The following is a 26042-nucleotide window of genomic DNA, read 5'->3' as shown; positions in this document are numbered from 1 at the left end:
CAGGCACTCCGTACAGTCCTTGCCGGCCCACAGCAGCACCGTGGCCAGCAGTGTCGCCGAAATTGAACGGTAATTAAACGAAAATACCGCTGAAAACAGGCAAATTATCGTAAAAACACGCTAACAGCCCACCAATCCCTGAGCCATTGACGCCAGACATGCCGGATTTGCACACTCTGCACCGCACCGACCTTCCCCTTGTTCAGCGGAAGGTTTTTTTGTCCCGTCACCTCTCAGGAAACATCATGTCCAGCCGCATCCTCTCCTTCACCCTGCTCAGCTTGCTTCCAGCCATGGCCATGGCTGAGACCACTTTGTACGGCAGCCTGCGCGTTGGTATCGACAGCATGCAAAGTGTAGATACCCGCTTCAAGCGCACCACCGGCATTGACGACTTCAGCAGTCGCATCGGTTTCAAGGGCAGTGAACAGCTGGATGGTCAGCTGCAAGCCATCTGGCAGGTGGAAACCGGACTGGCCATGGACGGCATGCCTACCGGCGGCACCGGCAGCGGCACCCTGGCCAACCGCATGAGCTTTATCGGCGTGCAGGACAGCTGGGGCAGGCTGCGTGCCGGCTATCTGGATGATGTGCTGACCAGCACCCAGGCGACCGACATCTTTGCCAGCCCACGCCGCGAGGCCAACAGCGGCATTGCCTACCCGCTGTATGAAGCCCGCGATATTTTCGGCAGCAACAATTACGGCGACAGCCGCGCCAAGAACAGCCTGCGTTACGACAGCCCGCGCTGGAAGGGCATGGAGGCCTCACTGCAATATGGCACAGGAGAAAGTCAGCGCGCCAGTCGCAAAGCCGGCGAAACCTGGGGCTTGCGGCTGGGATATGCCGATGCCGGTTATTTCATCAACTATGCCTGGATGACACGTCTGAACACGGTCGGTACCAATAACAGCGCCATTCACCGTGTGGAGATGGGTTATCGCGGTGCAGCGCTGCAACTGGCGGCCACCGTGCAGAAAATCCGCCTGTATGGCAATGCTCATCAAAACAAGGATGGCAGTAATGATTTCGAGATTCCCGGCATCCTGCAGCAAAGCAATATTGCCCAGACCGGGAATAACAAGCTGAGCAGCCAGGTGGTGGCGCTGAGTGCCGGCTATCAGCTGGGGGCGTTCAAACCCATGCTGCAGTACTCACACCGAGGCCGGGTTTACATGGATGGCCAGCATCTGAACTGGTCGGCCAATCAGTGGGCTGCCGGCGTGGAATACACCCTGAGCAAGCACAGTCTGCTGCAAGCAGGTTACGGCGCGGTACGGCAGAATGCCGGGGGACAAAGCGCGCTGGCCTGGAGCAAATCCAGCGCCAGCACCGCCTGGATGATGATGCGGACCGATTTTTAAGCAAACCCGCGCAGTAGCATTGTGCAAGGGATGAAAGGGATCTTTGGCCAGGCAAGGATCCCTTTCCCGTCCGCCACGCGGAAGCGGCATGCAAACCATCATCCGCGTGAACGGATACCTGCCCTTTGCGCATTGGGTGGAATGCGCAGATCCCCCCACCGCAAAGCCGGATTTACACCGTCTCCAGCGCCAGCAGCTCGGCCATGGTTTGACGGCGACGGATCAGCCTGGCCTCATCGCCATCCAGCAGCACCTCCGGCAACAGCGGGCGGCTGTTGTAATTGGAAGACATGGTGGCACCGTAGGCACCGGCATCATGGAACACCAGCCAGTCGCCTACCCCGGCTGCAGGCAGCTGGCGGCTTTCCACCACCCCGCCTTCCTGCTGGGTGAACACGTCCCCGGACTCGCACAGCGGGCCGGCCACTACCGTCGGCACGGCACCGGACTTTTCGGTGCCATTGCGCTCCAGCACCGAAATGGCGTGGTAGCTGCCGTACAGGGACGGACGCATCAGGTCGTTGAAGCCGGCATCCACCAGTACAAAGTGGCGGCTGCCCATATCCTTGACCGCACGTACCTCGGCCACCAGCGCGCCGGACTCGGCCACCAGGAAGCGGCCCGGCTCGATCTCCAGCCGCACCGCGTGACCCAGCAGCTGTTCCACTTCCTTGCGCGCGCTGTCCCACAGCTGGAAATAGTGTTCGGTATCAATGCGGCTGTCACCGTCGCGATAGGGAATGGACAGGCCACCACCGGCGGAAATGGCTTCGATATCCTGTCCCAGGCTGCGCACCAGCTCCACCATGGCACCGCACACCTGTTGCAGATGGCCATAATCCACCCCGGAACCGATATGCATGTGGATGCCCACCAGCTTGAGACCACTGGCAGCAATCACTTGCAGTGCCTGCGGCAGGTCGGCATGCCAGATGCCATGCTTGCTGTTTTCACCGCCGGTATTGGTCTTGTGGCTGTGGCCATGGCCAAAACCGGGGTTGATGCGCAGCCATACCCGATGGCCGGGCGAGCGTTCGCCCAGTTGGCGCAGCATGTCGATGCTGCCTGCATTCACCACGATGCGCTCGGCCACCACCTTGTCCAGCGTGGGACGATCCAGCACGTCGGCGGTGAACACCACCTCGGAAGGTTCCACCGAGCTCAGGTCGTAACCGGCCAGGCGCGCCCTTTCGATTTCCCCCAGCGACACGGCATCCACCATCACGCCCTGCTCGCGCATCAGGCGCAGGATATGGGTATTGGAGTTGGCCTTTTGCGCATAACGGATGACATCAAACTGCTTGAGCTGGGCAATGCGTTCACGGATGACTTGTGCGTCATACACCCACAGCGGAGCGGAAAACTGTTCGGCCAGCGCGGCCAGGCGGGAGGTGGCAAAGGTTTTCATGGCAATCCATTCATGGTTTTCCAGCAGTGTGAGGCCTGCATGGACAAAAATAAAATATCAATTCATCACCATGTCTTTCATTTATGATATGACCATTCCCTGCCTGAACAAGCTGCCATGTCCTTCAACCTGCGCCATGTGGAAATTTTCCACGCCATCATGACCAGCGGCAGTGTGACCGAAGCGGCCACCTTGCTGCATACCTCCCAGCCCACCATCAGCCGGGAACTGGCCCGGCTGGAACAGCTCAGCGGTCTGGTGCTGTTCGAACGGGTACGCGGACGCTTGCGCCCTACCTTGCAAGCCTTGCAGTTGTTTGAAGAAGTGCAGCGTTCCTATCTGGGCCTGGAGCGGATTGTCAGCACCGCCCAGGCCTTGCGCCACTTCGACACCGGCCAGCTATCCATTGCCTGCCTGCCCATGTTTTCCCAGGCGGTGTTGCCTGCGGCATGCCAACGCTTTCTGGCCCGTTATCCCAAGGTCAAGCTGAATATCACCCCGCAGGAATCCCCCCTGCTGGAAGAATGGCTGGCCGCTCAGCGCCATGATCTGGGCCTGAGCGAAAGCCATATCCAGCCACCGGGCACCAGCCAGCAACAGCTGTTTTGCGCTGACGAAGTGGCAGTACTGCCCGACACCCATCCGCTATGCAGCAAGTCGGTACTGGAGCTCAGCGATTTTGCCGGGCAGGCGTTCATCAGCCTGTCCGCCAGCGATATCTATCGTCAGCAACTGGACATGCTGTTTGCCAATGCTGGGGTCACACGGCAACTGGTACTGGAGACCCACAGCGCGGCATCAGTGTGCTGCATGGTGCGCCAGGGCATTGGCATGGCAGTGGTCAATCCACTCACCGCGCAGGAATATGCCGGGCAAGGTATCTGCATTCGCCCGCTGGCCGTTTCGCTGCCGTTCCGGGTCAATCTGATTCGCCCGCTGCACCGTCCTGCGTCGGCACTGGTTGAGCATTTTGCTGACGAGCTGAGCGCAGTTCTGGCCAGTCATCACCCGGAAATTTATTGATTTGCAAATACTTTCAAATACAGATATCAAATAGTCTTTGCAAAAAAATGATTATGGCATTAAGTTTTTCAGCTATACCGCAATCAGTGCTCCGTTTTTTTTGGGAGTGAGACCGGCTGCTGAGCAAGCTTGTGTAATAGCCAGCCGGGCACCGGATGCTCCGTCATTTTTCAGAGATCAATCATGCGTAACAATCAGCCTGTCACCCAGCATGAGCTGTTTTTGCATCCCAAACGGCCCATCGTCACCAAGACCGACATCAAGGGGCTGATTACTTACGCCAATCGTGCCTTCATCGAAATCAGCGGCTTTACTGAAGAAGAGCTGATTGGCCAACCTCACAATGTGGTGCGGCATCCGGACATGCCAGCCGAGGCATTCGAGGACTTGTGGCGGACGGTGGAAGCCGGCCACCCATGGCGCGGCCTGGTGAAGAACCGCAGCAAGCAAGGTGACTATTACTGGGTGGATGCCTATGTGACGCCGATCCGGGAGAACGGCAACACGGTGGGTTACATGTCGGTGCGCAGCGCACCGGACAAGCAGCAATGCCAGCAGGCCGAGCAGTTGTATGCCGAAATCCGCGCCAAGCGCAGCCCCTTCCCGGTCACCCGCCAGCACAAGGGGCTCTCCATGCAGCGCCTGCTGTTGCTGGCCATTCTTCCGCCGATTCTGGCCTTGCTGGCCCAATTCATCCTGCCGGACAGCATCGTCCACGGCATTCTCAATGCAGGCAGCATCCTCTGGCTGATTGGCGCAGCCTTCTTCATTTACCAGGGCATCGCCGCACCATTGGCACAGGCCAAACAAGGACTGGGCAGGCTGGCGGAAGGCAATTTCAAGGAGCCGATAGCGCAGTCCGGCTGCCAGGACATGCGCCAGATGATGGAAATGCTGGAAACCATGCGCATCAATACCCGTGCTGTGCTGGCCGATGTGGTGACCGGCGCGCATGACATCAGCCAGGCGGCAACCGCCACCCATACCGAAGCTACCCATCTGGAAAAACGCGGTGAACACGCGCTGGAAGGCATCACCCGCGTTGCCGCCGCGCTGGAACAGCTATCGGTATCGGTGAATGAGATTTCCCTCACCACCAAGACAGGAGCAGGCCACGCCAGTGCCGCCACCAGGCTGGCGGATCAGGGCGAGGACAAAATGCGGGAAACCAGCCAGGCCACCCGTCAGGTGATGGGCGAGTTCGAACATACCCGCGATGCCATTCTGGTGCTGGAAAAGTCGGCGGAAGAAATCGGCTCGGTCACCTCGGTGATCAAGGAGATTGCCAACCAGACCAATCTGCTGGCGCTGAATGCCGCCATCGAAGCAGCCCGGGCCGGAGAACAAGGGCGCGGCTTTGCCGTGGTTGCCGATGAGGTACGCAAACTGGCGGAGCGCACTGCCGGCAATACCCTGGAAATCGAACAGTCCATCAATGTGCTGCACGAACGCACCCGCCAGGTATTGCAAAACGTCCAGCAGGCACTGAACAAGGTGGAAGGCGTGGAAAGCGCCATCAGCACCGCCAGTGAAAGCCTGGAAGCCATCCGCGAGGCCAATCAGGGCGTGTCGGCTTCAGCCGCCAATGTGGCCGAGATGCTGCAACAGCAGTCCTCCGCCTCCACCGAAGTGGCGCAGAACATGGAAACCATGAGCGTGCTGACCGAGCAGAACAGCCACAGCATTGCCACCACGCGTGAAGTGGCCCAGCAATTGCACACCACCGCGCATGATCTGAAGCGACTGGTCAGCCACTTCGAGCGTCATCTGTGAGCCGGTCAGCATCCACGCGAAGCGCCATGCTTTTGCTACAATAGCCCTGCCCCGTCAACTGGGGCATCACTAATCTGAACAAGGCGGCCCTGGGCCGCCTTGCTGTGTTTTACGGCCAGCAGACCGCCAGCCGGGCAACTTTCGACCTCAGGATTGGATTTCGCTTGAAACTGCGTACCGTGCTACGAATTGCGCTGCTATTGGTGTTGATGGACATTGCTGCCGTCAGTGCCTTTCGCGCAGCGTGGACGGCTCGCTGGAAGAACTGCGTGCGGCCAATACCCAGCGACTGGAGCTGTACGCCAACAGCCTGGAAAGTGAAATCGGGCATTACGCCCGCCTGCCAAGCCTGCTGGGCCTGTCCCCCTATGTAGACCGTTTGCTGCATGCCCCGGACGATGTCCAGCGCCAGCAGGCCGCCAATGATTATCTGGAACGCCTGAGCCAACGCACCGGTGCCAGCGCCATTTACATCATGGATGACAAGGGCGTGGTCAAGGCCACCAGCAACTGGCGGCAGCCGGACAGTTATCTGGGCGAGAACGACGCATTCCGCGCCTACTTCACCGATGCCATGAACGGCCAGCCCGGCCGCTTTTTTGGTGTAGGCACCACCCGTAGCGAAGCCGGTTACTATCTGTCCGAACCGCTGAGCAGCCACGGCCGCATCATCGGGGTGGCAGTGGTGAAGGTGAATATGGAATACCTGGAAAAGCTGTGGCGAGAAAACAAGACCACGGTGATGGTATCGGACCAGAACGGCGTGGTGATTCTGGCCACCGAACCGGGCTGGAAATTCAATACGCTCAAACCCTTCAGCAAGGCCTTGCAGGACGCGTTTGACCGCAATTTGCAGTACAACCGCAAACGCCTGCCGCCACTGGGGCTGGAAGAGCGGCGCAGCCTGGGCAATGGCAGCCACATCTACCGGCTGGAACAGGGAGGACGCAAGCCGCTCAGCCGCCTGGCCTACCCGCGGGACATGCTGGGCCAGTCCTTGCAGCTGCCGCTGTCCAGTTGGCGGCTCACCGTGCTGTCCAGCCTGGACCCGGTCTACCAGCTGGCCTACAACCGGGCCGCGCTGGCCGCAGTGCTGACACTGCTGAGCCTGACCGGCATTCTGTGGCTGAACGAGCGCCGTCGCCGCCTGCGCGACAAGCTGGCCGCGCGCGAAGCGCTGCAGCAAGCCTACCGGGAGCTGGAACGCAAGGTGGAAGAACGTACCGCCGACCTGTCGCTGACCAATCAGCGACTGCAAGAAGAAGTCAGCGAACGTATCCGGACCGAACAGCATTTGCGCCAGACGCAGGACAATCTGGTGCAGGCAGGCAAGCTGGCAGTACTGGGCCAGCTGGCTACCGGTGTGGCGCACGAACTGAACCAGCCGCTGGCGGCACTGCGCACCTTGTCCGGCAATGCCATCAAGTTTCTGGAGCGCGCGCAAACCGACACGGTGCGCACCAATTTGCAAACCATCTGCCAGCTGGTGGACAAGATGGGCGAAATCACCAGTGCGCTGAAAAGCTACTCGCGCAAGTCCACCAACAGCCTGGGTACGGTAGACATCAGCATGGCCATCGACAGCGCCCTGTTACTGCTGCGCAACCGGCTGGAGGGAAGCAGCATCCAGATTCTGCGTCCCAATGCGCCGGAACCCTGGCAGGCGCGTTGCGACCCCAACCGCTTTGAACAGGTGCTGGTGAATCTGCTGGCCAATGCACTGGACGAGCTGCAACAACGCCCGGAAGGGCAGATTGAAATCAGCGGTCATCGCACACCCACCCAGCTGGTGCTGCAAATCCGCGATAACGGCCCCGGCCTGCACGAGTCGGTGCGCGCCCAGCTGTTCGAACCCTTTGTCACCACCAAGCCCGCCGGTATCGGCCTGGGCCTGGGGCTGACCCTGAGCGCCGGCATCATTGCCGAAGCCGGTGGCAGCCTGAGTGCCGACAATCACCCGCAGGGCGGTGCCGTGTTCACCATCACCCTGCCGCTTGCCACAAAGGAAAACCGTCATGTTTGATGGGATGAAAGTGTTGATCGTCGAAGATGATCCGGACGTGCGGCTGGGCTGCGAGCAAGCGCTGATGCTGGAAGGCCTGGATGCCCGCGGCGTGGCCAGCGCCGAGCAGGCACTGGCCTTGCTCACCCCCGGCTTTCCCGGCGTCGTGGTCAGCGACATCCACCTGCAAGGACAGGATGGCATGGCGCTGATGCGCAACTTGCTGGCCCGTGATGCCAGCCTGCCGGTGATCCTGATCACCGGTCATGGCGATGTCAGCCTGGCGGTACAGGCCATGAAAGACGGCGCTTACGACTTCATCGAAAAGCCCTTCTCCCCGGAGCGCCTGCACGATGTGGTGTGCCGTGCCATGGAGCAGCGCCGCCTGAGCCTGGAAGTGGAAAGCCTGCGCCGTCAGCTGCAGGACAAGCAAAGCCTGGAATCGCGCCTGATCGGCCGCTCGCCGGCCATGGAAAAAGTGCGCCGCATGATTGCCGACCTGGCCGATACCTCGGCCAATGTGCTGATCCTGGGCGAAACCGGCACCGGCAAGGAGCTGGTGGCGCGTTGCCTGCATGAAATCAGCCGTCGCCAGAAGCACAACTTTGTCGCCGTCAATTGTGGCGGTCTGGCAGAAAACCTGTTCGAGAGCGAGATTTTCGGCCACGAGGCCCATGCTTTCACCGGGGCCGCCAAACGCCGCATCGGCCGCATCGAATATGCCAATAACGGCACGCTGTTCCTCGATGAAATCGAGAGCATGCCGCTACCGCTGCAAATCAAGATGCTGCGCGTGCTGCAGGAACGCACGCTGGAGCGGCTGGGTTCCAACACCCCCATTCCGGTGGACTGTCGCGTGATATCGGCCACCAAGGCCGACCTGAAAGCCATGGGCAATAACGGCAGCTTCCGTAGCGACCTCTACTACCGGCTGAACGTGGTCACGCTGCAACTGCCGCCGCTGCGCGAACGCCGCGAGGATATTCCGCTACTGTTCGAGTATTTCCTGCTGCAATCGGCCAGCCGTTTCGACCGCCCCACCCCGCAACTGGAAGCGCATGAACAGGCCGAGCTGCTGGCCTACGACTGGCCGGGCAATGTGCGCGAATTGCGCAATGTGGCCGAACGCTATGTGCTGGGCATTCGCACCCCGCTGTCGGAATCCGGCGAGCCAAGCCAGAGCCTGCCGCTGGCCGAAACCGTGGAAGCGTTCGAACGGGCACTGATTGCCGAGGAATTCCGTCGCCACGGTTACAGCCTGAGCCGCACCAGCGAAGCGCTGAAAGTGGCCAAGACCACCCTGTTCGACAAACTGAAAAAATACGGCCTGAACCAAGCGGGTTGATGGCCAGGCTGATGGCCGGGCTGATGGCATGCCCGCAGTCCCGGTCGGCACCGGGCTGCAGGCATAAAAAAAGCGGCCACCGGGGCCGCTTGCCAAAGGCTGCTTGATCAGTCGCCACACCATGCTGTCGCTGCGGGGGGATCACACCAAGGGTGTCGCAGTCGACAGACAGGCCGGTGCAGCGCCTGTCAGCCAGCTCAATAGGTGTAGAACATGCGTTGCAGTTCTTTGGTGTCGTGGGTCTTGGTCAGACCCAGCATCAGCAGGATGCGGGCTTTTTGCGCATTCAGCGTGTCGCTCACCACCAGATCTTCCTGGTCGTCATTGGCTTCACCATTACGCGCCACGATACCGCTACCCACGCGCGAGCTGCGTACCACGATCACACCCTTCTTACGGGCGTCACGGATGGCAGGCATCATCTGGGCGGCAATACTGCCATCGCCCACACCGGCTTGCACGATGCCCTGGGCACCGGCAGCAATGTCGGCATCCATGGCCACGCGGTCCATGTTGGCGTAACCGTAAACGATGTCGACGCGCGGCAGGCTGTTCAGCTTGGAGATGTCAAATTCGGTATCCGCAGTGTTCTTGCGGGTGGACATGCGGTAGAAGTGCGGCTTGTTGTCCTGCATGTAACCCAGATAACCCAGTTCCGGCGTCTTGAAGGTGTCGGTAGTGGAAGTGTTGGTCTTGGTGACTTCGCGGGCGGCGTTGATCTGGTCGTTCAGCGCAACCAGCACACCCTTGCCAACCGCATCCTTGCTGCCAGCCAGAATCACCGCGTTATACAGGTTGATCGGACCATCTGCACTGATGGCGGTGGACGGACGCATGGAGCCCACCACAACCACCGGCTTCTTGCTCTTCACCACCAGGTCCAGGAAGTAAGCGGTTTCTTCGATGGTGTCGGTACCGTGGGTAATCACCACGCCGTCCACATCCTTCTGGGCCAGCAGTTCGTTCACACGCTTGGCCAGCTTCAACCACACTTCATTGGTCATGCTTTCGCTGGCGATCTGGGCAACCTGTTCGCCACGTACATCAGCCACCTTGGACAGCTCGGGCACGGCGGCAATCATCTTGTCCACGCCCAGCTTGGCTGCGGTGTAACCAATGGTGGTGGTGCTGGTAGCGCCAGTACCGGCGATGGTGCCACCGGTTGCCAGAATCACCACGTGCGGCTTGGCCGCATCAGCCGCCTGGGCGGACTGACCACACAATGCAGCCATGACAGCTGCGCTGGACAACAACATTTTGAAGGTTTTTTTCATGTCTCTTCCTTTGTAGAAAGACAAGTGGGAGATGACGTTGCCGGGGAGCAACTCACTGCAGCGATCCCCCCGTCACCAGCTTGTCCGCCTGTATCGGCAGCTTTGGCTGGGCGGGGAGTCTCGCCTGATTTCTTATTTTTTTATGCGTGGCAGGGACGCCGGGGCTCAGGCCTGATCTTCGGCCAGGGCCGGGTTGGCATGTGCAGCTTCGGCATCGATATCGCCTTCCGAAGCAGCCACCACGGTAGTGGCAATGGCATTACCCAGCACGTTGGTGGCGGTACGGCCCATGTCCAGGAAGTGGTCGATACCCAGAATCAGCAGAATGCCGGCTTCAGGCAGGTTGAACATCGGCAGCACGGCAGCCACCACCACCAGCGAAGCACGCGGTACACCGGCAATACCCTTGCTGGTGATCAGCAGGATCAGCAGCATGGTGATTTGCTGGCCCAGAGTCAGGTTGATGTTGGCAACCTGGGAGATGAACAGGGCGGCAAACGAGGTGTACATGATGGAACCGTCCAGGTTAAACGAATAACCCAGCGGCAGGACAAAACCGGAAACACGTTCCTTGATGCCAAAGCGTTCCAGCTGCTCCAGCAGGGTCGGGTAAGCAGCTTCGCTACTGGCAGTGGCAAAACCCAGCATCAGCGGCATGCGGATGGTTTTGAGCAGGGCGAAGATCTTCTTGCCGATAAAGCCATAAGCAGCAGCAATCATCAGCATCCACAGGCAAGCCAGGGCCAGGTAGAAGCTACCCATGAACTTGGCGTACATGGACAGCACACCCAGGCCATCAGCGGTAATGGTGGAAGCAACGGCACCGAATACACCAACCGGGGCAAACATCATCACGATATTGGTGACGCGCAGCATGATGTTGGCCAGTTGTTCCAGACCCTTCATCAGGATGTCCGGTTTCGGGCCCTTGTAAGAAGCAATGGCAAAACCGAAGAACACCGAGAACACCACCACTTGCAGCACTTCGTTTTTCGCCATGGCGTCAAAGAAGCTGGTGGGGAACATGTGGGTGATGAAGTCCTTCAGGTTCAGCGCACTGGTCTTCAGGCCCGGTGCAGCAGCATCAGCCACCGGCAGGGTGTAACCCACGCCAGGTTGCAGGCTGTTGGCGAAAATCAGGCCCAGGAACAGGGAAACCAGCGAGGCACCCATGAACCAGCACATGGCCTTCAGACCAACACGACCCACAGAGCGGGAATCACTGCTGCCAATGCCATGCACCAGGGTGGACATCACCAGCGGCGCAATGATCATCTTGATCAGACGCATGAACACGTCGGTCAGGATGGAGAAGTAACCGGCAACATCTTTCAGTTGTTTCGGATCGGTAATCGAGGTGTGACAGCCGTAGCCGACTGCGATGCCCAGCACCAGGGCGATCAAGACCCACAGGGTAATCTTGTTGGTTTTCACGAGCGTTTCTCCAGAGTAACCCGGCTTTATGGCCGGTGTTGAGTACGCTCTATACAGCAGAAAGCGTGCCAAGAAAAATTCACATTTTTAGCACGTAAATATCTGATTTTTATGAATAAAAATAAAAATACAATAGCATTGATTCGGAAATCCGAATGGAAGCTGAAAACTGCGTTTGGAAAACCGACCGGAATGGTAGTAGTGGATGCCGCGAAGGGGTTCTTGTGACCTGCTATCCGGAGAAAAGTTTCCGCACTGCAGCATCATCCGGCTGCGCTATTGTCCGTTCATCGCTGCTGTTTCCTGCCGGCCCCGTCAGGGTAGTCAAGCGGTCGTGCCGGACATGCCCAAGCAGTCGCCACATTTCTTGCAGGCATGAAAAAGCCGCTGTGAATGAATCACAGCGGCTTTTGATTTGGTGGGCCCCCCGGGAGTCGAACCCGGCACCAACGGATTATGCTTACCCGCTACGGCTTTCGCCGCCCCTTTCGGGTTTGTGGTCTGGACTGTCTCTTGTCTTTACGACCTGCCCGTACAGTCTCTACACGTTCTCTCTTGCGAGAGCTTCGCTCGGGATTGCCACGCCGCCACGGCAGCAGAGGTTTCCCCGAATTTGAGCAGTTCTACCAGGGAGCAGAGTCAACTTGCTCCAAGGCAACCCAATCAGTTAGCTCCGTACTCTTGCGAGTCGTAGGAGTTCACTTGTTAAGTCCGCTGCTCTAACCAAGCATGAGCTAGAGGCCCGAAGCTGCGCAGTATAACAGAATGAAATAAAAATCCCCAAGCCCTGATGCAAGCAGCTTGGGGATGCCGTCTTGAAAGACAGGCTGTATTACTGACCGCCCGGCTCGTTGTCCAGGAAGCTGCGCAGGCGTTCCGAACGGGTCGGGTGACGCAGCTTGCGCAAGGCCTTGGCTTCAATCTGACGGATACGCTCACGCGTCACGTCAAACTGCTTGCCCACTTCTTCCAGCGTGTGGTCGGTATTCATATCGATACCAAAACGCATGCGCAATACCTTGGCCTCACGCGGGGTCAGGGTATCCAGCACTTCCTTGGTGGCGTCCTTCAGGCTGGAGTACATCGCAGCATCGGACGGTGCCAGGTTGTTCTGGTCTTCGATGAAATCACCCAGATGGGAATCGTCGTCATCGCCGATCGGGGTTTCCATGGAGATGGGCTCCTTGGAAATCTTCATGATCTTGCGAATCTTCTCTTCCGGCATTTCCATTTTTTCCGCCAGTTCGGCCGGGTCCGGCTCACGGCCGGTTTCCTGCAGGATCTGACGCGAAATGCGGTTCATCTTGTTGATGGTTTCGATCATGTGCACCGGAATACGGATGGTGCGGGCCTGGTCCGCGATCGAGCGGGTGATGGCCTGACGAATCCACCAGGTGGCATAGGTCGAGAACTTGTAACCACGACGGTATTCGAACTTGTCCACCGCCTTCATCAGGCCGATATTGCCTTCCTGGATCAGGTCGAGGAACTGCAAGCCACGGTTGGTATACTTCTTGGCGATGGAAATCACCAGACGCAGGTTGGCCTCGATCATTTCCTTCTTGGCACGGCGCGCCTTGGACTCACCCGCCGACATCTGGCGGTTGATTTCCTTGAGCTCCTTGATCGGCAGCATGGCGCGATCCTGCAGCTCGGACAGCTTGGTCTGCTTCTCGATGATGGCGTACTTGAAGCGGGTCAGCGCCTCGCTCCAGGCCTTGCCGGAATCGATTTCGGTTTCCACCCAGGCGGTGTTGATTTCGTTGCCGGGGAATACCTTGATGAAGTGAGTACGGTCCATGCGCACGCGCGTCACGCAGATATCCTGGATATCGCGTTCGAAGGTACGGATTTCGTTGACGCGACGGCGCAACGATTCACACAGCGATTCAATCTGGCGGGTGGAGAAGCGCACCATCATGAATTCGGTGGTGATGGCGTCTTGCAGTTCCAGATAAGCCTTGGACTTGGAGCCTTCCTTTTCCAGCACCTTGACCATCTTGTCGAACATCATGCGCACACCGGCAAAGTGCTCCAGTGTCTGCTGCTTGAGTTCTTCCAGATTGGCCAGATTGGCCGCTTCAGCGCTGGCTTCGTCGTCCTCGGCCTCTTCTTCCTCATCTTCCAGCAGGGCGTCTTCTTCGACTTCCGGCTCGGCAAACGGGAGCGCAGCTTCAGCAGCTTCGGCATTGGGGTCGATGAAACCATCCACCACTTCATCAACGCGGATTTCTTCCTTGCCAATGCGCTCGACCAGCTCCAGCACTTCGGCAACCGTACCCGGACAGGCCGAGATCGCCAGAATCATGTGCTTGAGGCCGTCTTCGATACGCTTGGCAATTTCGATTTCGCCTTCGCGGGTCAACAGCTCGACCGAACCCATTTCACGCATGTACATGCGTACCGGGTCGGTGGTACGGCCAAACTCGGAATCCACCGACGACAGGGCCGCCTCGGCTTCTTCCACCGCATCTTCGTCGGCCACGGCCGGCGTGGCATCGGACATCAGCAGGGTTTCTGCGTCCGGTGCTTCGTCATAAACCTGGATGCCCAGACCGGAAATCATCGTGACGATGTTTTCAATCTGTTCGGCATCGGACACATCTTCCGGAAGGTGGTCGTTGATCTCGGCGTAGGTGAGATAACCACGTTCCTTGCCCAGGGCAATCAGCTGGCGCAGCCGTTTACGCTGCTCTTCCAGGCTCATGACCTGTTCTTCGTTGTCCTGCACATCTTTTTGATTTTCGGGAGAGGCCGCCATTTTGCTTCCTGCTTTAAAAAAGCCGAAAAAAACAGTTGATTATAACACAACTACGTCACTTCCGCCCGGGCTCACGGTGGTGAGCCGAGCAGGTCTCGGAGCAGTTCCCTGAATAATGCTTTTTCTTCCGGACTTAGACCTTCATTACGGTCTTTCAGTTTTAGCCTTTCCACCTGGGCTTCACGCAACATTTTCAACAGCCTGGCGTTGCCATGCTGAAACTGGATGCGGTCATCCTCTCCGGGATCGGCAAACTCGTCCGGATCCTGCATGGCCTGGTGCAATACACTGTCGATCAGCCCTTCGTAGGGGGTGCCACGCAAGCCCTCTATCAATTGCGCCGTATTGGGCGGCTGTTCGTGTTGTTGCACGCTTTCGGCCAACATCGCAAAGCAGGCCAGCTCGTCGGACAGCGGCAGGCTGTCCGGCAAACTCACATCGCTGGCCCACGCCGGGTTCATCAGCAGCCATTTGATCTGCTTGTGAACAATGGGCGTGTTGATCTGGCGATATGATTCCTCCGGCAAACGGTATTCCCGCTTGCCCTTGCGCTCCGGCGCCTTCTTGCCTGTGGTCAGCATGTCGAAATCGTCGACGTCCATGCCGGCAAGTTCTGCCAGCCGCTTTCTGATCATGAAGCCAAGCGCCGGTGCTGCAATCTGTGCCAGAAGCGGGCTGGCCTGTTTGATCAGGTCGGCACGCCCTTCCGGCGTATTCATGTCCACGCGGCCTGTCAGCTCGCGGGTAAAGTAAACCGACAGTGGCAGGCTGTGCTCTGCCAACTGTTGTTCGAATGCCTCGGCACCGAACTCCCGTACATAACTGTCCGGGTCGTGTTCTGACGGCAAGAACAGGAAATTCAGCGCCTTGCCATCCTGCAATTGCGGCAGGCTGTTTTCCAGCGCACGCCAGGCTGCCTTCTGGCCAGCCTTGTCACCGTCAAAACAGAAATAAACCTGGTCTGCATGGCGCATCAGCTTGCGCACATGCTCACCGGTAGTCGCCGTTCCCAGTGTGGCAACCGCATAGCTGATGCCGTACTGGGCCAGCGCCACCACATCCATATAACCTTCAACCACCAGCACGCGGTTCTTCTCGCGGATAGCCTGGCGGGCTTCGTACAGGCCGTACAGCTCACGGCCTTTTTCAAACAGCACCGTTTCCGGCGAGTTCAGATACTTCGGCTCCCCTTTGCCCAGCACGCGACCACCAAAACCGATGATGGCACCACGCTGGTTGCGGATGGGAAACATCACCCGCTCACGGAAACGGTCGTAACGCTTGCCGCTTTCCTCGTTGAAAATGACAAGGCCGGCATCCACCAGCTTGTCATCCTGATACTGCGGAAAAACAGCTTGCAGGTTCTGCCACTCACCCGGGGCATAGCCCAGACCGAAACGACCTGCCACTTCGCCGCTGACACCGCGCCCTTTCAGGTAACTGATGGCAACCGGGGCCGTCTTCAACTGCTGCTTGTAATAACCGGCAGCCAATTGCATGGCTTCTTCCAGCGACATCTGGCGTTCGCGCGCCACCCGGCTTGCTTCCGGGTTGGCGGTACGCACCTGTGGCACCTGCATGCCGATACTTTCGGCGAGCAGCTTGACAGCGTCGACAAAGCCCAGCCCCTGATACTCCATGACAAAGCCGATGGCTGAGCCATGCGCACCACAGCCAAAGCAGTGATAGAACTGCTTGCTGGGGCTTACCGTGAAAGAGGGGGATTTTTCCTTGTGGAACGGGCAGCAGGCCAGATAGTTCTGGCCAGCCTTTTTCAGCGGGACATAGCGATCCACCACGTCGACCAGATCGACACGGGACAGCAACTGATCAACAAAGTCCTGTGGAATCAACGCCGAACACCTGCCTTACACGGAAAAAACATTACCGGAGCCATGCGGCAACCGGCCGGAGATCAGGCAGAGAGCCTGGCCTTGATACGCGTCGAAACCAATGCCATGTCGGCTCGACCAGCCAGCTGGGGACGCAACAGGCCCATGACCTTGCCCATGTCCTGCATGGAAGCCGCACCGCTATCGACCACGGCCTTGGCAACCAGCTCGTCGATTTCAGCCTCGGACAGTTGCTGCGGCATATAGGCCATCAGCACGGTCATTTCGGCTTTTTCCTTGTCGGCCAGGTCCTGGCGCTGAGCTGCTTCGTACTGGGAAATGGAATCACGGCGCTGCTTGAGCATCTTGTCGATCACCGCCACGATGGCGGCATCATCCAGCTCGATGCGTTCGTCCACTTCCTTCTGCTTGATGGCTGCCATCAACAGGCGAATTGCGGCCAGACGCTCGGTTTCCTTCGCCTTCATGGCGGACTTCATATCATCGCTGATACGGACTTTGAGGCTCATGTCGTGCTCACGGGAGGGCCATGTCAAGACATGGCGAGAATTCTGGAGTACAAATGGCAAAACCGCAGGCATGGCCTGCGGTCCCGCTTTATGACCGATGCAACTCTTAGTAGAGTTTCGGCGGCAGCATCTGGCTGCGAATGCGCTTGTAGTGGCGCTTAACGGCAGCAGCGTGCTTACGCTTGCGTTCGGTGGTCGGCTTTTCGTAGAACTCGCGAGCACGCAGTTCGGTCAGCAGACCGGTTTTTTCTACAGCGCGCTTGAAGCGACGCATGGCGACTTCGAACGGCTCGTTTTCTTTAACGCGAATATTCGGCATTGACTCAAGTATCCTTAGATTTCTAGGCTGCGCCCATAGGGCAACCTATAAAAAACAGCATTTTAACAACAATACGCAGTTTGTAAAAGTCTGAAGCATTCCCGGCAAGCTTTTTGTGGCGCTTTTGTGCATCACGGCTTGCGAGAAGAAATCACCCCCTCACTAGGAGAACTTGGTACAGCGCTATAAAAACGTTTCGGCATCCGCTCTGCACAGTAGGCAGCACGGCCAGCCTCGACAGCCAGTTTCATGGCATGCGCCATCAATACCGGATTGCCGGCAGCGGCAATTGCGGTATTCATCAGCACACCATCACAACCCAGTTCCATGGCGATGGCCGCATCGGAGGCGGTACCCACCCCGGCATCCACCAGCACCGGCACACTGGATTGCTCGATGATCAGTTTCAGGTTCCACGGATTCAGAATGCCCATGCCGGAGCCAATCAGGCTGGCCAGCGGCATGATTGCGCAACAGCCTATCTGTTCCAGCTCACGCGCAATGATCGGGTCATCGGAGGTATACACCATGACATCAAAGCCTTCGGCTACCAGCACTTCGGCAGCTTTCAGGGTTTCCTTGACGTTGGGGAAGAGATTGCCGGAGTCACCCAGCACTTCCAGCTTCACCAGCCGGTGATCATCCAGCAGCTCGCGCGCAAGGCGCAAGGTACGGATCGCATCCTCGGCGGAATAACACCCCGCCGTATTGGGGAGCAGAGTGTAACGGTTTCGCGGCAAAAAATCGAGCAGATTGGGTTCACCTGCGTTTTGGCCCAGATTCACGCGCCGGATGGCGACGGTAACGATATCGCAACCGGAGGCATCCAGCGCCTGGGCGGTTTGTTCGAAATCGCGGTATTTGCCGGTGCCAACCAGCAAACGGGAATTGTATGCCTTGCCTGCGATGACCAGTTGATCCTGCACTGTCTACTCCTTGCTACGGTGTTGTCAGCCGCCGCCAACGGCAACGACGATTTCCAGCTCATCCCCGTCGGCCAGCGCCATCACGGCATGCTGGCTGCGCGGCACGATTTCTCCGTTCAGCTCGACGGCAATGCGCTTGCCTCCAATCTCCAGCGCCTGCACCAGCTCGGCCACCGTGGCCAGCCGGGCGAATTCTTTCATTTCACCATTGATGCGCAATTGCATGTGTTATCTCCGCTCCGTCCGCTGCACCACCACCAGGCTTTGCACGGCATTCAGTACGCGGGAGAGGTGATCCACACTCTCCACCTGCAAACGGAAATGAATGTGGATGAAGCCATCGCCCACATGGGTGTCCTGCGTGTCCACGCTTTCGATATTGGCCGAAGCCTGGGAAATGGCAGCGGCAATATCCGCCAGGGCACCGCGCTCGTTGCGCGCCAGCACGCTGACGCTGACACCGAACATGCGGTCGCGCTGGGTTTCCCAGTTCACATTCAACAGCTTGTCATGATCGACACGCTGCACATTCGGACAAGCCACCCGGTGAATCACCAGGCCCTGCCCTTTGGTGATGACACCGAGGATTTCATCACCCGGCAGCGGGTTGCAACAACTGGACAGCTGTACCGTTCCACCTTCATTGCCACGAATGGTGACAGGCCCAACCTTGACATCCTCACCAAGACGCTCACCCGCCAGCTCTACCAGACGGCGCGCCACGGCAATGGGCAGCAGCTTGCCGGCGCCGATTTCGGCCAGCACTTCGGCAAAGCCTTGCAGCTTGTCGCCATGCACCGCCATGTACTCGGCCTTGAGTGCATCGTCCAGCAGCAGCGGTGACACCGCCAGGGCACCAATCGCCTGCTTGAGCAGTTTTTCACCCAGCGTGGAAGCTTCTTCGCGCTGCAGGCTCTTCAGATAATTGCGAATGCCGGAGCGCGCACGGCCACTCTGCACGAAGGTGAGCCAGGACGGGTTGGGCTTGGCCTGGGTGGAGGTGATGACTTCCACCGTATCGCCATTGCGCAGCACGGTGCGCAGGGGCATCAGCACATGATTGACGCGCGCGGCAATACAGCGATGACCTACGTCGGTATGTACGGCATAGGCAAAGTCGACCGGGGTGGAGCCTTGCGGCAGCACCATGATCTTGCCCTTGGGGGTGAACACGTACACTTCGTCCGGGAACAGGTCGATCTTGATGTGCTCGAGGAATTCGACGGCGTCGTCGCTCTCCTCCTGCATGTCCAGCAGGCTTTGCAGCCACTGGTGCGTGCGCTGCTGGGCAGTATTGATGCCGGCATCGCCGCTCTTGTACATCCAGTGCGAAGCCACACCGGCTTCAGCCACACCGTTCATTTCACGGGTGCGGATCTGCATCTCCACCGGCGTGCCGTACGGGCCGAACAAGGTGGTGTGCAGGCTCTGGTAGCCATTGCCCTTGGGAATGGCGATGTAATCCTTGAACTTGCCCGGAATGGGTTTGTACAGACTGTGCAGGGCACCCAGCGCCAGGTAGCAACTGGGAATGTCGTTCACCACCACGCGGAAACCGTAAATATCCAGCACCTCGGAAAACGACAGGTGTTTTTCCTGCATTTTCTTGTAGATGCTGTACAGGTTTTTCTCGCGCCCCTTGATGGTGGCTTCGATATTGCTTTCCACCAGCCGCTGGCTGACGGTTTTCAGGATCTTGTTGACCACTTCGCGGCGATTGCCGCGTGCGGCACGCACTGCCTTGGACAGTACGCTGTAGCGATGCGGATGCAGGTGCTTGAAGGCCAGATCCTGCAACTCGCGGTACACCTTGTTCTGACCGATGCGGTTGGCAATCGGCGCGTAGATTTCCAGCGTTTCCAGCGCAATGCGCTGCGCTTGTCCTCGCGCATGGAGTCCAGCGTGCGCATATTGTGCAGCCGGTCAGCCAGCTTGACGATGATGACGCGGATGTCGCGCGCCATGGCCAGCACCATCTTGCGGAAGTTTTCCGCTTGGGCGGTTTCCTTGGTCTGGTACTCCAGCCTTTCCAGCTTGGAGAGGCCGTCCACCAGGTCGGCCACCACCTTGCCGAACTTCTCCACCAGGGTGGGTTTGGTCACCCCGGTGTCTTCCAGCACATCATGCAGCAACGCCGCCGCCAGGCCCTGCACATCCAGCCGCCAATCGGTCAGCATGGTGGCTACGGCCAGCGGGTGGGTGATGTAAGGTTCGCCGCTCTTGCGCGTCTGGCCTTCGTGCGCTTCACGACTGACTTCGAATGCCTGGCGCAGCAGTTGCACGTCTTCCGGCTTCAGGTAGCGCGCCGCCGCCTCGAAAAAGGCCGCGGCTTCGCGCTCGATCAGTGCGTTGTAGTCGATGACGCTCTGAACTCCGGTCTCCATGCTTCGCTCCGCCACCACCCAGATCAGCCCTTGTTGCGAGTCAGGACTTCACGACCAACATGACCAGCCGCGATTTCACGCAGCGCAACCACGGTAGGCTTGTGACGGCCGGCATCCACAAAGGCGGTGGCACCGGAGGCTACCTGACGGGCGCGGTAAGCTGCAGCCAGGGTCAGGTCAAAACGGTTCTGGATACGATCCAGGCAGTCATCTACGGTAATACGTGCCATGTGATTTCTTTCATGAATGAAACGCAATGCGTTTAACTATATCGAGTTTTGCCGGGGCAACCAATGCGTGCTAGCTGTGCTGCACGCCCATGCGCGCCAGTGCCGGAGCCAGCCGTGCCACTTGCACGGCAGCACGCAGGCGGCGTGCACGGAAAATGCTGATCAGGTCCAGCCGGGCGCGTTCGAAGTCATCGTTGACCACGATGTAGTCGTATTCTGCGACCTTGTCGATTTCCGAGCGGGCAGAGGCCAGACGACGCAGAATGACTTCTTCGGTGTCCGTGCCACGACCGCGCAGGCGGCGTTCCAGCTCTTCGATGGACGGCGGCAGAATGAAAATGCCAAGTGCCTCGGGAAAAACCTTGCGCACCTGCTCTGCCCCTTGCCAGTCGATTTCCAGCAGGATGTCGCGTCCCTCTTCCAGGCGGCTTTGCAGCCAGCGCACGCTGGTGCCGTAGAAATTGCCATACACTTCGGCATATTCCAGAAAGTCACCGGCGGCAATCATGGACTGGAAAGTCGCATGATCGACAAAATGATAATGCTGACCATCCACTTCACCGGTGCGGGCCGCACGCGTGGTGTAGGAGATGGACAACTCCACCGCGGGTTCGGCCTGCAACAGGGCAGACACCAAAGAGGTTTTGCCGGCACCGGACGGGGCCACTACGATATAGATGTTCCCGACTGCTTTGGTCATCAAACGCGCTTCCTGCCAAAGAAAGGGTAATTTTTCAGAATACCACAGACTGCTTTTCCGGTTAAGTGTAAAAGTATCTTCATGTCAAGATTTAGGTATTTGTCTTCACACCGAAGTAAAATCGCGCGTCTTCACCAAACCATAACAAGGCTCGGAGCATCTCTGACATGCAAATACTGGAAAGCTTTTTCAAGCTGAGGGAACACGGCACTTCGGTCAAGACCGAAGTCATTGCCGGCTTCACCACTTTCCTGACCATGGCGTACATCATCCTGGTCAATCCGCTGATCCTGTCGGCCACCGGCATGGACCTGAACGCAGTCTTCGTGGCGACCTGCCTGGCCGCTGCACTTGGCACCGCCATCATGGGTCTGGTAGCCAATTATCCGATGGCACTGGCACCGGGCATGGGCCTGAATGCTTACTTCACCTTCAGCGTGGTCAAGGGCATGGGGATCCCCTGGCAGGCGGCTCTGGGTGCGGTATTCATTTCCGGCATCGTGTTCCTGGCTGTCAGCCTGTTCAAGGTGCGTGAAGCCATCGTCAACGCCATTCCGCGTTCGCTCAAGTTTGCCATTTCTGCCGGTGTCGGCATGTTCCTTGCCATCATCGCGCTGAAAGATGCCGGCGTGATTGCTGCGCATCCGGCCACTTACCTGACGCTGGGCAACATCCACAATCCGACCACCCTGCTGGCCATTCTGGGCTTCTTCCTGATCGTGGCGCTGGAATACCGCAAGGTGCCGGGCTCCATCATCATCGGCATCCTGGTGGTGACCGCACTGTCCATCGCGCTGGGCCTGTCCAAGTTTGAAGGCATCTTCGCTCCGGTACCGAGCATGGAACCCACCTTCATGAAGATGGATCTGCACGGTGCCATGAGCGCCGGTCTGGTGGGCGTGATCTTCGTGTTCTTCTTTGTCGACCTGTTTGACACCACCGGCACGCTGGTGGGTGTGTCGCACCGCGCCGGACTGCTGGACAAGGACGGCAAGCTGCCGCGCCTGAAGCGCGCCTTGCTGGCTGACTCGGTGGCCATCACTGCCGGTGCCATCATGGGCACCTCCTCCACCACCGCCTATATCGAATCCGCCGCTGGCACCGCCGTGGGTGGTCGTACCGGCCTGACCGCCACCGTGGTGGCCATCCTGTTCCTGGCCTGCCTGTGGATTTCGCCGCTGGCCAAAACCGTACCGGCCTACGCCACCGCACCGGCCCTGTGCTATGTTGCCGTGCTGATGGCACGCGGTCTGGCGGAAATCGACTGGAGCGACCTGACCGAGTCCGCCCCTGCGGTGATGACTGCACTGGCCATGCCGTTTACCTTCTCGATTGCCGACGGTATCGCTTTTGGCTTCATCAGCTATGCTGTGATCAAGATTCTGGCTGGCCGCTTTGCCGACCTGAAACCGGCAGTCGTGGTGATTGCCGCACTGTGGATCTTCAAGCTGGCATTCTTTGCCTAATCCTGATCCGGTCACTCAAGGCCTGCTGCGTGGTGCGGCGGGCCTTTTTGCTTTGTGCGACAGCAAACACGGTCGCTTCATTTGAAAGTACAATAGCGCCATGGAAAATCTCAGCAATCTCGACTATTCCAGCTATCTGAAAGGCTGGATCCGCACCGTGCCCAACTGGCCCAGCCAGGGCGTGATGTTCCGCGACATCACCCCGCTGCTGCAGAACCCGAAAACCTTCCGCATGCTGATCGATATCTATGTGCATCGCTACATGCTGGAAAAGGTGGATCTGATTGCCGGGCTGGACGCACGTGGCTTCATCATCGGCTCGGTACTGGCTTACGAACTGAATGTCGGCTTCGTACCCATCCGCAAGAAAGGCAAGCTGCCATTCACCACGGTGGCAGAAGAATACGAGCTGGAATACGGCAATGCCACGGTGGAAATCCACACCGATGCCTGCAAGGCGGGTGACCGGGTAGTGCTGATCGACGATCTGGTTGCCACCGGCGGCACCATGATGGCCGGTTACAACCTGCTGAAAAAACTGGGGGCGGATGTACTGGAAGCCGCCGCCATCATCGAGCTGCCGGAACTGGGCGGTGGCAAGCTGATCCGCGATAGCGGACTGGATGTCTTCACCGTCTGCTCCTACGACGGCCATTGAGGCTCTCAGCGTCATCACCATGCAAAACGGACCCGCGGTCGTTTTTGCTTGTCACTCCAGACTAGTCAAACATCCCTCCCCCTGGCCTTGTCCAGCAGACCCAGCTGGTAACGGCCATAGGCCAGCAAGCCACGCCAGGTCCAGCGCGCCAGCAAGTAGCATAGAAACAAGCCGCCAGCACCCAGCGCCATCAGCAGCAAGCCGGTCAGCAGCATGCCATGGCGGCTGAGGCCCCAGTCCAGACCACCGATATCCACCTGCCCGGTTTCATCCTTGATCTGTAGCCGGCCAAGTGCCTCGCTGGCATTGCGCTCCAGGCTTACCGTGCCATCACTGGACTGGATATGAATGCTGGCCCGGCCGGACGACGCCTCGCGCACCACATCAACCGTTTCGCCATTACGGCCACGGATATGAATGTTGCCCGCCGGGCCGCCCTGGGCAAAATCGGACCATATGGCCCGGACATCACGCGATTCGTGGATGGCCGGCCAGCCGAACAGCTCATTGCACGCCAGGGTGCCAAACAGAACCAGACCGCCAATCAGGATGCCGGTGGACGCCAGTGCCGCCATGGTCAGCATCCACAGATAAAACAGGAAGGGAACGGCCAACAGGAAGTTGAGCAGGCCCATGCCGGCAATGGCGCCCACCACGGCAAACAGGTTGCCGAGCGTCTTGCGATCCTCCCAGCGGGCAATGTGGTGACGCGCCATCAGTTCTCGCGCCAGTTGCTGCGGGTCACCCAGGCCTGCGGCAATGTCCGCCTCAGTTCGGCCTGCAGCCAGTCCATCGCGGAAATATTCCTGATAATCGGCAATGATTTCCTGTCTCTCTTGCTGCGGCAGTCGTGCCAGTGCGTCCTGCAACTGACGGATGAATTCCTGTTGGTTCATGCTGTTTCTCCCGTGGCCCGGCCTGCGGCCAGTTGCAACACACTGTTTACGTCGCCGACAAACTCCTGCCATTCCTGCTGCATCAGTGACAGCTGGCGTCGGCCTTCTGCCGTCAAGGTGTAGTACTTGCGCGATGGCCCGCTGGCCGACTCCACCAGATAAGTCGATACCCAGGCCTCGGCCTGCAGGCGGCGCATCAGGGGATACATGGTTCCCTCACTCACCTCCATGCTGCGCGACAGGATGCTCACCAATTCGTAGGCGTAACTGTCCCCCGCCGCCAGTGCAGCCAGCACACACATGTCCAGCGTGCCCTTCTTCAACTGTGTTTTCATGTTTCACCCCTACCTTGCATTGCACGATAGTTTGACGTGCCCAACGCAAGGTCAGACCGGATTCTAGTTCCAGCTATTGTGTATTGCAAGGTACATGGTAAAACCACGTGGCCAAACAGACAGCTCTTGCTAAGAATTTTCTTAACAAATCAAAGAAAATTCACAATTCATAAAGCATAATTCTGATTATTTCCCATGCAGGAGTGGCAGACATGAGCAGCAAGAAGAAATCGCTGGCGCTGGTACTGGGCGGCGGCGCCCCTAACGCCACCTTGATGGCAGGTTCGCTGGTCGCTTTCATCGAAGCGGGTGTGGAGTTCGACATCATTTCTACCTCGGGTGCGGGTGCCATTGTCGGCTTGCTCTATACCGCCGCCAAAGGGCAGGACCCGAAAGCAGCGCTGGAAAAACTGGCCGACATGGGGGTTGCCGATGCGCTGTACTCTGTCTTCCCGGTCAACTTCAAGGTATTCAACAAACCCGGCCCGCTGGCCGACCTGTGGCGCCAGTGGCAGCAGGCCAATCCGGTACTGCAAGCCATCCAGGCCCAGGCAGACCAGGGCCCCTTGCAACGGCTGGCGGCTGACTGGAGCAGCTGGCTGATGGCCACGCTCTGCCCCAGCGATCTGAACGCCAAAAGCCAGGGCCTGTGCGCACATGTACCGTTTATCGACCAGGTAGTGGACTTTGCCAGACTGGCCGACATCAAGCCGCAGTTTTATCTGAATGCCTACAACCTCAGCAAAAAGCGCATGGATTGCTGGAACAAGCAGCAGATCAACCACGAACATTTTCTGGCTGCGCTGTCCTTCCCGCTGATCTATCCGCCTTACCTGCTGGATGGTGATTACTACATCGAAGGCGCTGCCATTGACACCCTCAACTTCAAGCGCCTGTTCCAGGATCACCCTTATATCGATACCACCGTGGTATTCGATGTACTGGGCAGCGAAGAGATCCTGCATCCGCCGCGCGATCTGTACGACGCCTGGGTGCAGTCCATCATCACCCCGCTGACTGAAATCGCCCGCGATGACCTGAAGCTGTTCGAGGCCCTGCATAACAAGGATGCCGAGGGCAAGCCGCGCACCAAGTTGCTGCGCGTGGCCTATGACAAGTTCATCCGTCCGGAACAGCGCGAGCAGGAACTGGACTGGTCCTACTCCAACCTGTCACAGATGTATCAGGCAGGCTATGCGGCCGGACAGGCATTATGCCGCGACCATGCCGCGGAACTGGGCCTGGCCTGATTCTGCCGCCACCATGCAACAAGGGCTGCCATGGCAGCCCTTGTTGATCCACATCTCACCTGCCCTTCAGCCGACGTCGCAACGCCGCCGCAGGTGTTGCAGCGCCCTGCCTCAGTACCACTCGATACCGCT

The 26042-nt window shown here is 58.6% G+C and carries 21 protein-coding genes and 1 pseudogene; 8 read left to right on the top strand and 14 right to left on the bottom strand.

All coding sequences use genetic code 11. The annotated features are described in order from the left end of the window. Positions 1-245 precede the first annotated feature (245 nt). Positions 246-1364 (top strand): porin, encoded by a 1119-nt coding sequence (locus AWT75_RS13210; RefSeq protein WP_062789524.1) that lies wholly within the window; start codon positions 246-248, stop codon positions 1362-1364. 172 nt (positions 1365-1536) lie between these two features. Here AWT75_RS13210 and lysA read toward each other — a convergent pair whose 3' ends face one another. Further along, positions 1537-2772 (bottom strand): diaminopimelate decarboxylase, encoded by a 1236-nt coding sequence (gene lysA / locus AWT75_RS13205; protein ID WP_062789522.1) that lies wholly within the window; start codon positions 2770-2772, stop codon positions 1537-1539. Between the two features lie 117 nt (positions 2773-2889). On the opposite strand from lysA, the gene AWT75_RS13200 reads away from it, so the two are divergent. The 4 genes from AWT75_RS13200 (at position 2890) to AWT75_RS13185 (ending at position 8915) form a co-directional block, all read left to right on the top strand. Further along, positions 2890-3795: a LysR family transcriptional regulator gene (locus tag AWT75_RS13200; RefSeq protein ID WP_062789520.1), complete on the top strand. Its 906-nt coding sequence runs from the start codon at positions 2890-2892 to the stop codon at positions 3793-3795. Positions 3796-3978: 183 nt separating this feature from the next. Continuing rightward, positions 3979-5568 carry a methyl-accepting chemotaxis protein gene (locus AWT75_RS13195; protein ID WP_062789518.1) on the top strand — a complete coding sequence of 530 codons (1590 nt, stop codon included), beginning with the start codon at positions 3979-3981 and terminating at the stop codon, positions 5566-5568. A gap of 244 nt (positions 5569-5812) precedes the next feature. Then, the gene (locus tag AWT75_RS13190) at positions 5813-7591 is read left to right on the top strand and encodes a sensor histidine kinase (RefSeq protein ID WP_204377048.1); all 1779 of its coding nucleotides are present in this window, start codon (positions 5813-5815) and stop codon (positions 7589-7591) included. Further along, positions 7584-8915 carry a sigma-54-dependent transcriptional regulator gene (locus AWT75_RS13185; RefSeq protein ID WP_062789516.1) on the top strand — a complete coding sequence of 444 codons (1332 nt, stop codon included), beginning with the start codon at positions 7584-7586 and terminating at the stop codon, positions 8913-8915. The genes AWT75_RS13190 and AWT75_RS13185 overlap by 8 nt, the downstream gene beginning before the upstream one ends. 197 nt (positions 8916-9112) lie before the next feature. Here AWT75_RS13185 and AWT75_RS13180 read toward each other — a convergent pair whose 3' ends face one another. The 11 genes and pseudogenes from AWT75_RS13180 to gmk form a co-directional block, all read right to left on the bottom strand. After that, positions 9113-10189: a type II asparaginase gene (locus AWT75_RS13180; protein WP_082696095.1), complete on the bottom strand. Its 1077-nt coding sequence runs from the start codon at positions 10187-10189 to the stop codon at positions 9113-9115. Positions 10190-10354: 165 nt separating this feature from the next. Continuing rightward, entirely contained in the window at positions 10355-11623 is a 1269-nt protein-coding gene (locus AWT75_RS13175; RefSeq protein ID WP_062789514.1) for a dicarboxylate/amino acid:cation symporter, read from the bottom strand. A gap of 832 nt (positions 11624-12455) precedes the next feature. Continuing rightward, a complete protein-coding gene (gene rpoD / locus AWT75_RS13170) occupies positions 12456-14384 on the bottom strand; it encodes an RNA polymerase sigma factor RpoD (protein ID WP_045845446.1) in 1929 nt (642 codons plus the stop codon). Between the two features lie 71 nt (positions 14385-14455). Beyond that, a complete protein-coding gene (dnaG, locus tag AWT75_RS13165) occupies positions 14456-16237 on the bottom strand; it encodes a DNA primase (RefSeq protein WP_045845445.1) in 1782 nt (593 codons plus the stop codon). A gap of 62 nt (positions 16238-16299) precedes the next feature. Beyond that, the gene (locus tag AWT75_RS13160) at positions 16300-16746 is read right to left on the bottom strand and encodes a GatB/YqeY domain-containing protein (protein ID WP_045845444.1); all 447 of its coding nucleotides are present in this window, start codon (positions 16744-16746) and stop codon (positions 16300-16302) included. A gap of 106 nt (positions 16747-16852) precedes the next feature. Beyond that, positions 16853-17065: a 30S ribosomal protein S21 gene (gene rpsU / locus AWT75_RS13155; protein WP_045845443.1), complete on the bottom strand. Its 213-nt coding sequence runs from the start codon at positions 17063-17065 to the stop codon at positions 16853-16855. 131 nt (positions 17066-17196) lie between these two features. Further along, a complete protein-coding gene (locus AWT75_RS13150; RefSeq protein WP_045845442.1) occupies positions 17197-17991 on the bottom strand; it encodes a thiazole synthase in 795 nt (264 codons plus the stop codon). Between the two features lie 24 nt (positions 17992-18015). Continuing rightward, on the bottom strand, positions 18016-18216 hold the full coding sequence (gene thiS, locus AWT75_RS13145) for a sulfur carrier protein ThiS (protein WP_062789512.1): 201 nt from the start codon (positions 18214-18216) through the stop codon (positions 18016-18018). A gap of 3 nt (positions 18217-18219) precedes the next feature. Next, positions 18220-20375: pseudogene (locus AWT75_RS13140) on the bottom strand (RelA/SpoT family protein). 23 nt (positions 20376-20398) lie between these two features. Further along, a complete protein-coding gene (rpoZ, locus tag AWT75_RS13135) occupies positions 20399-20605 on the bottom strand; it encodes a DNA-directed RNA polymerase subunit omega (protein WP_045845439.1) in 207 nt (68 codons plus the stop codon). A 70-nt stretch (positions 20606-20675) separates the two neighbouring features. Next, positions 20676-21305, bottom strand: coding sequence for a guanylate kinase (gmk, locus tag AWT75_RS13130; RefSeq protein WP_062789511.1), 630 nt, complete (start codon positions 21303-21305; stop codon positions 20676-20678). 167 nt (positions 21306-21472) lie between these two features. Here gmk and AWT75_RS13125 point away from each other — a divergent pair, with 167 nt between their 5' ends. Then, complete coding sequence (locus tag AWT75_RS13125) at positions 21473-22771, top strand: NCS2 family permease (RefSeq protein ID WP_045845437.1); 1299 nt, start codon at positions 21473-21475, stop codon at positions 22769-22771. Positions 22772-22871: 100 nt separating this feature from the next. Beyond that, positions 22872-23429 (top strand): adenine phosphoribosyltransferase, encoded by a 558-nt coding sequence (locus AWT75_RS13120; protein WP_045845436.1) that lies wholly within the window; start codon positions 22872-22874, stop codon positions 23427-23429. A gap of 65 nt (positions 23430-23494) precedes the next feature. Here the strand turns inward: AWT75_RS13120 and AWT75_RS13115 are convergent, their stop codons facing one another. Beyond that, positions 23495-24325 carry a DUF1700 domain-containing protein gene (locus tag AWT75_RS13115; protein WP_062789509.1) on the bottom strand — a complete coding sequence of 277 codons (831 nt, stop codon included), beginning with the start codon at positions 24323-24325 and terminating at the stop codon, positions 23495-23497. After that, positions 24322-24660 carry a PadR family transcriptional regulator gene (locus AWT75_RS13110; protein ID WP_062789507.1) on the bottom strand — a complete coding sequence of 113 codons (339 nt, stop codon included), beginning with the start codon at positions 24658-24660 and terminating at the stop codon, positions 24322-24324. The genes AWT75_RS13115 and AWT75_RS13110 overlap by 4 nt, the downstream gene beginning before the upstream one ends. Positions 24661-24872: 212 nt before the next feature. Here AWT75_RS13110 and AWT75_RS13105 point away from each other — a divergent pair, with 212 nt between their 5' ends. After that, positions 24873-25910 (top strand): patatin-like phospholipase family protein, encoded by a 1038-nt coding sequence (locus tag AWT75_RS13105; RefSeq protein ID WP_062789505.1) that lies wholly within the window; start codon positions 24873-24875, stop codon positions 25908-25910. Positions 25911-26042: the final 132 nt, after the last annotated feature.

The organism is Aquitalea pelogenes, assembly GCF_001515305.1.
Classification (GTDB): Bacteria; Pseudomonadota; Gammaproteobacteria; order Burkholderiales; family Chromobacteriaceae; genus Aquitalea; species Aquitalea pelogenes.
Note: the sequence above shows the minus strand (reverse complement) of the source record. Positions and strands in the feature narration are given on the sequence as shown.

Coding starts and splice junctions, on each gene's coding strand:
- AWT75_RS13210 (WP_062789524.1), top strand. CDS start 246: ATGTCCAGCCGCATCCTCTCCTTCACCCTGCTCAGCTTGCTTCCAGCC.
- lysA (WP_062789522.1), bottom strand. CDS start 2,772: ATGAAAACCTTTGCCACCTCCCGCCTGGCCGCGCTGGCCGAACAGTTT.
- AWT75_RS13200 (WP_062789520.1), top strand. CDS start 2,890: ATGTCCTTCAACCTGCGCCATGTGGAAATTTTCCACGCCATCATGACC.
- AWT75_RS13195 (WP_062789518.1), top strand. CDS start 3,979: ATGCGTAACAATCAGCCTGTCACCCAGCATGAGCTGTTTTTGCATCCC.
- AWT75_RS13185 (WP_062789516.1), top strand. CDS start 7,584: ATGTTTGATGGGATGAAAGTGTTGATCGTCGAAGATGATCCGGACGTG.
- AWT75_RS13180 (WP_082696095.1), bottom strand. CDS start 10,189: ATGAAAAAAACCTTCAAAATGTTGTTGTCCAGCGCAGCTGTCATGGCT.
- rpoD (WP_045845446.1), bottom strand. CDS start 14,384: ATGGCGGCCTCTCCCGAAAATCAAAAAGATGTGCAGGACAACGAAGAA.
- AWT75_RS13160 (WP_045845444.1), bottom strand. CDS start 16,746: ATGAGCCTCAAAGTCCGTATCAGCGATGATATGAAGTCCGCCATGAAG.
- rpsU (WP_045845443.1), bottom strand. CDS start 17,065: ATGCCGAATATTCGCGTTAAAGAAAACGAGCCGTTCGAAGTCGCCATG.
- thiS (WP_062789512.1), bottom strand. CDS start 18,216: ATGCAATTGCGCATCAATGGTGAAATGAAAGAATTCGCCCGGCTGGCC.
- rpoZ (WP_045845439.1), bottom strand. CDS start 20,605: ATGGCACGTATTACCGTAGATGACTGCCTGGATCGTATCCAGAACCGT.
- gmk (WP_062789511.1), bottom strand. CDS start 21,305: ATGACCAAAGCAGTCGGGAACATCTATATCGTAGTGGCCCCGTCCGGT.
- AWT75_RS13125 (WP_045845437.1), top strand. CDS start 21,473: ATGCAAATACTGGAAAGCTTTTTCAAGCTGAGGGAACACGGCACTTCG.
- AWT75_RS13120 (WP_045845436.1), top strand. CDS start 22,872: ATGGAAAATCTCAGCAATCTCGACTATTCCAGCTATCTGAAAGGCTGG.
- AWT75_RS13115 (WP_062789509.1), bottom strand. CDS start 24,325: ATGAACCAACAGGAATTCATCCGTCAGTTGCAGGACGCACTGGCACGA.
- AWT75_RS13110 (WP_062789507.1), bottom strand. CDS start 24,660: ATGAAAACACAGTTGAAGAAGGGCACGCTGGACATGTGTGTGCTGGCT.
- AWT75_RS13105 (WP_062789505.1), top strand. CDS start 24,873: ATGAGCAGCAAGAAGAAATCGCTGGCGCTGGTACTGGGCGGCGGCGCC.